This is a genomic window from Mesorhizobium sp. M7D.F.Ca.US.004.03.1.1 (genome assembly GCF_003998635.1).
In the GTDB taxonomy this organism is placed as follows: Bacteria; Pseudomonadota; Alphaproteobacteria; order Rhizobiales; family Rhizobiaceae; genus Mesorhizobium; species Mesorhizobium loti.
The window spans coordinates 1-5,530 of sequence record NZ_RZQG01000379.1 but is presented as its reverse complement, the minus strand read 5'-3'; the positions used below and the strand labels follow the sequence as shown (position 1 = coordinate 5,530).

The window sequence follows — 5,530 nt, the reverse complement described above, 5'->3', positions numbered from 1 at the left end:
CCTCTCCCCAACGGGGAGAGGGTGGCCGGAGCGAAGCGGAGGTCGGGTGAGGGGGCGGCGCCGACAGATCCGACCAAGAGAAAGGTCGGGGCAACCGAGCGCGCCCGAAGGCTGCGGGTTGACGAGACCGAGGCTGAATACAGGCTTTGGGGCGAACTGAGAGGCCGTCATCTCAACGGCTACAAATTTGTGAGGCAGGTGCCGTTGGGGCCTTTCATCGCTGATTTTGTTTGCCGCGAGGTGGGCCTGATTGTCGAACTCGATGGCAGCCAACACGCGGATTTACCAACCGACCCGGCGAGAACCGCCTGGCTGAATAGCCAAGGCTATTCGGTTTTCCGGTTCTGGAACCATGAAGTCTTGGCCGAGCGCCGAGCTGTCCTGGATACGATCTTGGCTTGCCTGGACGGAAAGATTTCTACCCCCTCACCCGACCTCCGCTTCGCTCCGGCCACCCTCTCCCCGTTGGGGAGAGGAGGGCGCTCGTCCAGCGAGGCCTGCTAGATGGACACCTTTCGCGACAAGCTCGTTCCCGTGACCTCGATCCTCGCTGGGGTGATCGTGCTCTGGTATGTCTTCGCTGTCATCCTCAACACGCCGTTCCAGCGCGATCTCGATCGCCGCGCCGGCGAAACACATACTTTGAGCGAATTCATCGGCAAGACGCTGGCGCAGCCGAAGCCGACGCTGCCGGCGCCGCATCAGGTGGCGGTGAACTTCTTCGAAAACACCTTCCTGCGGCCCGTCACCTCGAACCGCAGCCTCGTCTACAATGCCTGGGTGACGCTGTCGTCGACGCTGCTCGGCTTTGCTTTCGGCACGGCGCTCGGCATCATCATTGCTGTCGGCATCGTGCATGTGGCGACGCTCGACCGCAGCCTGATGCCATGGATCATCGCCTCGCAGACCATTCCCATCCTGGCGGTGGCGCCGATGATCATCGTCGTGCTGGCGGCGGTCGGCGTCACTGGCCTGGTCCCGAAGGCGATGATCTCGACCTATCTGTCGTTCTTCCCGGTGACGGTGGGCATGGTGAAGGGCCTGCGTTCGCCCGAGATCATGCATCTCGACCTGATGCACACCTACAATGCCAGTCGTGCGCAGACCTTCTGGAAATTGCGCGTGCCAGCCTCGGTGCCGTTCCTGTTCACCTCGATGAAGGTTGCGGTGGCGGCAAGCCTGGTCGGTGCAATCGTCGGCGAACTGCCGACCGGCGCTGTCGCCGGCATCGGCGCCAAGCTGTTGGCCGGCGCCTATTACAGCCAGTCCATCGACATCTGGTCGGCGCTGGTCGCCGGTTCGGTGGTGGCCGCACTTCTGGTCATGGTGGTCGGCATTGCCGGGCGTATCGTTGACCGCGCCATGGGCGGGAGGCCGGCATGAACTGGCTGAAACCCTCCTGGCAAGCTGTGCTGGCGATCGTGCTGTGCCTGATCGCAGTGGCGCTCGGCCCGATCGCTGCGCCGAAAGTGGATCCGCTGGCGCAGCCTGTAGGGACGTTGATATATCCCTATGTGGCGACGAACTGGCTGATCTTCGGCGTGCTGCTTCTTGTTGCCTTGATCTCGATGGCCAGAATACCGTCCATCGTCGAAGCTATTGTGCTTTTCATCGGCGCGCATCTGGTGGCCTGGCTGCTGATTGGCGGCATCGCCGGCTTCGAAGGTCTGGCGCGAGCGCCGTTTTTCCTGCTGCTCACCGCTGCCTGGCTGCTCGGCTGGCGTTGCGTTGCCGTCCTGTCGGGGCTTCGCCCGATGGCGAGCTGGGCGCGGACGTCCTTGCGTCTGATCATCCCCGCCATCTTCGGTGCCTGGATCCTGATCATCTGGGAAGCGGTGACGCGCGGCGCCGGCATCCCTTTCATCCTGTTGCCGCCGCCAAGCGCCATCGGCGCGCGTATCGCCAGCTCGCTGCCGGTGCTTGGCGCCGATGTCCGGCAGACCATCTTCAAGGCGGTGATCTTTGGCTATGTCGTAGGCAGCGGCGCCGGATTCGTTACTGCGATCCTCGCCGACCGCGTGCCGTTCCTGCGGCGCGGCCTCTTACCGATCGGCAACATGGTCTCGGCGCTGCCGATCATCGGCGTGGCGCCGATCATGGTGATGTGGTTCGGTTTCGACTGGCAGTCCAAGGCGGCGGTGGTCATCATCATGACCTTCTTCCCGATGCTGGTGAACACGGTCGCCGGCTTGGCCGCCTCCGGCCATATGGAGCGCGACCTGATGCGCACCTATGCTTCGGGTTATTGGCAGACGCTCTTGAAGCTTCGGCTGCCGGCAGCCGCGCCCTTCATCTTCAACGCGCTGAAGATCAACTCGACGCTGGCGCTGATCGGCGCCATCGTCGCCGAGTTCTTCGGCACGCCTGTCGTCGGCATGGGCTTCCGCATCTCGACCGAGGTCGGGCGGATGAACATCGACATGGTCTGGGCCGAAATCGCAGTTGCAGCACTTGCGGGTTCGGTCTTTTATGGCGTGGTCGCTCTTGTCGAAAGAGCCGTCACGTTTTGGCATCCCTCTGTCCGTGGTGGATAGGGGCGGTGGGTTTAGGGCACTAACTTCAGAGGGTAATAAAATGAAAAGACTGATTATTCCCGTTCTGGCCGGCGCGATGTCGCTTGCCGCGTTCCAGGCAATGGCCGCCGACAAGGTGACGTTGCAGCTGAAATGGGTCACGCAAGCCCAGTTTGCCGGCTACTATGTCGCCAAGGCCAAGGGTTTCTATGAGGCTGAGGGTCTCGACGTCGACATCAAGCCGGGCGGTCCCGACATCGCTCCGGAGCAGGTGATCGCCGGCGGCGGCGCCGACGTCATCGTCGACTGGATGGGCGGTGCGCTGGCCGCCCGCGAAAAGGGCGTGCCACTGGTCAACATCGCCCAGCCGTTCAAGAAGGCTGGCATGGAGCTGGTCTGCCCGAAGGACGGCCCGATCAAGACCGAAGCCGACTTCAAGGGCCACACGCTCGGCGTCTGGTTCTTCGGCAACGAGTATCCGTTCTACGCCTGGATGAACAAGCTCGGCCTGAAGACCGAAGGCGGCCCGGATGGCGTTACTGTGCTCAAGCAGAGCTTCGACGTGCAGCCGCTGATCCAGAAGCAGGCGGATTGCATTTCGGTGATGACCTACAACGAGTACTGGCAGCTCATCGACGCTGGTTACAAGCCGGAACAGCTGACCGTGTTCAACTACTCGGCAATGGGCAACGACCTGCTCGAGGACGGGCTCTATGCGTCCGAAGACAAGCTCAAGGATCCGGCCTTCGAAGACAAGATGGTGCGTTTCGTGCGTGCGTCGATGAAGGGCTGGAAATACGCCATCGACAACAATGACGAAGCCGCAGGCATCGTCATGGACGGCGGCGGCCAGGACGAGAACCACCAGAAGCGCATGATGAGCGAAGTCGCCAAACTGATCGACAATGCCGACGGGAAGCTCGACCCGGCCACGTATGAGCGCACCGCCAAGGCGCTGCTCGACCAGAAGATCATCACCAAGGAGCCGACCGGCGCCTACACCACCGCCATCACCGACAAGGCTGTGAAGTAAGCCCTAGTCGGCAACATATCGATCTAGAGAACGGCGCCTCTTGCTAGAGGCGCCGTTCCTTTATGGTGTTCATGACGAAGCTGGTTTCGATCGAGGCCACGCATTTCAGCCGCGCGATCTTTTCCTTGATGAAGCGCTCGTACTGCTCGAGGTTTCCCGTCACCACCTTCAGCACATAGTCGCGCGAACCGGTGACGAGGTGGCATTCCAGCACCTCTTCCCAGCCGCGGATCGCGTCCTCGAACATCACGATCTCGTCCTCGTTCTGGCGGCTGAGCCGGATGGTGGCGATGGCGACCATGCTCCAGCCGAAGGCGGCCGGATCGACCAGCGTGGTGTAGCCTCTGATGACACCGGTCTCCTCCAGCCGCCGCACCCGCCGCAGGCAGGGCGACGGCGACAGGCCGATCCGCTCGGCAAGCTCGTTGTTGGTGATGCGGGCGTCAGCCTGCAGTTCGCGCAGAATCTTGCGGTCGAAATCGTCGGCTATCTTCTGCTGCATTTTTGGTCTCTCCGGGCAATTTGTTGCGGGAATGCAGCCATGCGAGCCCAAGAATAGCAAGGACTGGCGGGTCGGGATCGCATAAATTGCCGTGCGACACTCTTTCAAAAGCAGGAAAAGCCATGACCGCGCCACGCCCGTCGAAAACCCATATCGGCAACCACAAGCTCCACCCGGAGACGCTGATGCTGAGCTATGGCTTCGATCCGCAGCTTTCGGAGGGTGCGGTCAAGCCACCGGTGTTCCTGACCTCGACCTTCGTGTTCAAGTCGGCGGAAGAGGGACGCGACTTCTTCGATTACACCTCCGGCCGCAAGGAGCCGCCGAGCGGCACGGCGTCCGGCCTGGTCTATTCGCGCTTCAACCATCCCAACAGCGAGATCGTCGAGGACCGGCTGGCGATCTATGAGGGGACGGATGCCTGTATCCTGTTTTCATCAGGCATGTCGGCGATCGCCACGACGCTGCTCGCCTATGCCCGTCCGGGCGACGTCATCCTGCATTCGCAGCCGCTGTACGGCGGCACGGAGACGCTCTTGACGCGCACGCTTTCCGGTTTCGGCATCGGCGCTGTCGGCTTCGCGGACGGCGTCGATGAGACAGCGGTGCGCACGGCTGCCGATGCGGCCGTCGCGAAGGGCCGCGTGTCGGTCATCCTGATCGAGACGCCGTCAAATCCGACCAACAGCCTGGTCGACATCGCGGTGATGCGGAAGATCGCCGACGAGATCGGCGCGAGCCAAGGGTCGACGCCGATCGTCGTGTGCGACAACACGCTGCTCGGCCCGGTGTTCCAGCGGCCGATCGAACACGGCGCCGATGTCTCCGTCTACTCGCTGACCAAATATGTCGGTGGCCACTCCGACCTGATCGCGGGCGCCGCGATGGGCAGCAAGGCGGTCACCAAGCCGATCAAGGCGCTGCGCGGCGCGATCGGCACGCAGCTCGACCCGCATTCCTGCTGGATGCTCGGCCGCTCGCTGGAGACGTTGTCGATCCGCATGGAGCGGGCCAACGACAATGCGCGTCTGGTCGCCGAATTCCTGCGTGATCATGCCAAGGTCGGGAAGGTGCATTACCTGCCGTTCCTGGGCGAGGACACGCTGGCGGGCCGCGCCTACAGGGCGCAATGCACCGGTGCCGGCTCGACCTTCTCCTTTGATATCAAGGGCGGGGAGAAGGCGGCTTTCGCCTTTCTCAACAACCTGCAGATCTTCAAGCTGGCGGTAAGCCTCGGCGGAACGGAATCGCTGGCCAGCCACCCCGCGGCCATGACCCATTCGGGCATTCCCTTCGAGGTTCGCCAGCGCATCGGTGTGTTGGAGACCACGGTCAGGCTGTCCATCGGCGTCGAGCACCCAGATGATCTGATCGCCGACCTGACGCAGGCGCTGGCGGCGGTCTGACCGCCGCTTTCCCCTGGCGGGTAGGCAATCGGGCTTTTTGCCTGCCATCACATATGCGTGCGCCGAAGGATACTTT

General features: G+C 62.7%; 6 protein-coding genes. 5 read left to right on the top strand and 1 reads right to left on the bottom strand.

Annotated elements, in window-relative coordinates; all coding sequences use genetic code 11:
- Positions 1-21 precede the first annotated feature (21 nt).
- From EN935_RS20375 to EN935_RS20360, 4 genes are read left to right on the top strand one after another with little or no spacing between them, the layout of a single operon-like run.
- On the top strand, positions 22-504 hold the full coding sequence (locus EN935_RS20375; protein WP_127373560.1) for an endonuclease domain-containing protein: 483 nt from the start codon (positions 22-24) through the stop codon (positions 502-504).
- The gene (locus tag EN935_RS20370; RefSeq protein ID WP_127265552.1) at positions 505-1,383 is read left to right on the top strand and encodes an ABC transporter permease; all 879 of its coding nucleotides are present in this window, start codon (positions 505-507) and stop codon (positions 1,381-1,383) included.
- Entirely contained in the window at positions 1,380-2,534 is a 1,155-nt protein-coding gene (locus EN935_RS20365) for an ABC transporter permease (RefSeq protein WP_127265551.1), read from the top strand. The genes EN935_RS20370 and EN935_RS20365 overlap by 4 nt, the downstream gene beginning before the upstream one ends.
- Positions 2,535-2,574: 40 nt before the next feature.
- Positions 2,575-3,546: an ABC transporter substrate-binding protein gene (locus tag EN935_RS20360; RefSeq protein ID WP_013530916.1), complete on the top strand. Its 972-nt coding sequence runs from the start codon at positions 2,575-2,577 to the stop codon at positions 3,544-3,546.
- Between the two features lie 43 nt (positions 3,547-3,589).
- Here the strand turns inward: EN935_RS20360 and EN935_RS20355 are convergent, their stop codons facing one another.
- Complete coding sequence (locus EN935_RS20355; protein WP_126069589.1) at positions 3,590-4,048, bottom strand: Lrp/AsnC family transcriptional regulator; 459 nt, start codon at positions 4,046-4,048, stop codon at positions 3,590-3,592.
- Between the two features lie 122 nt (positions 4,049-4,170).
- On the opposite strand from EN935_RS20355, the gene EN935_RS20350 reads away from it, so the two are divergent.
- A complete protein-coding gene (locus tag EN935_RS20350) occupies positions 4,171-5,454 on the top strand; it encodes a cystathionine gamma-synthase family protein (protein WP_127373559.1) in 1,284 nt (427 codons plus the stop codon).
- The last annotated feature ends 76 nt before the right edge of the window (positions 5,455-5,530 follow it).

Coding starts and splice junctions, on each gene's coding strand:
- EN935_RS20370 (WP_127265552.1), top strand. CDS start 505: ATGGACACCTTTCGCGACAAGCTCGTTCCCGTGACCTCGATCCTCGCT.
- EN935_RS20365 (WP_127265551.1), top strand. CDS start 1,380: ATGAACTGGCTGAAACCCTCCTGGCAAGCTGTGCTGGCGATCGTGCTG.
- EN935_RS20360 (WP_013530916.1), top strand. CDS start 2,575: ATGAAAAGACTGATTATTCCCGTTCTGGCCGGCGCGATGTCGCTTGCC.
- EN935_RS20355 (WP_126069589.1), bottom strand. CDS start 4,048: ATGCAGCAGAAGATAGCCGACGATTTCGACCGCAAGATTCTGCGCGAA.
- EN935_RS20350 (WP_127373559.1), top strand. CDS start 4,171: ATGACCGCGCCACGCCCGTCGAAAACCCATATCGGCAACCACAAGCTC.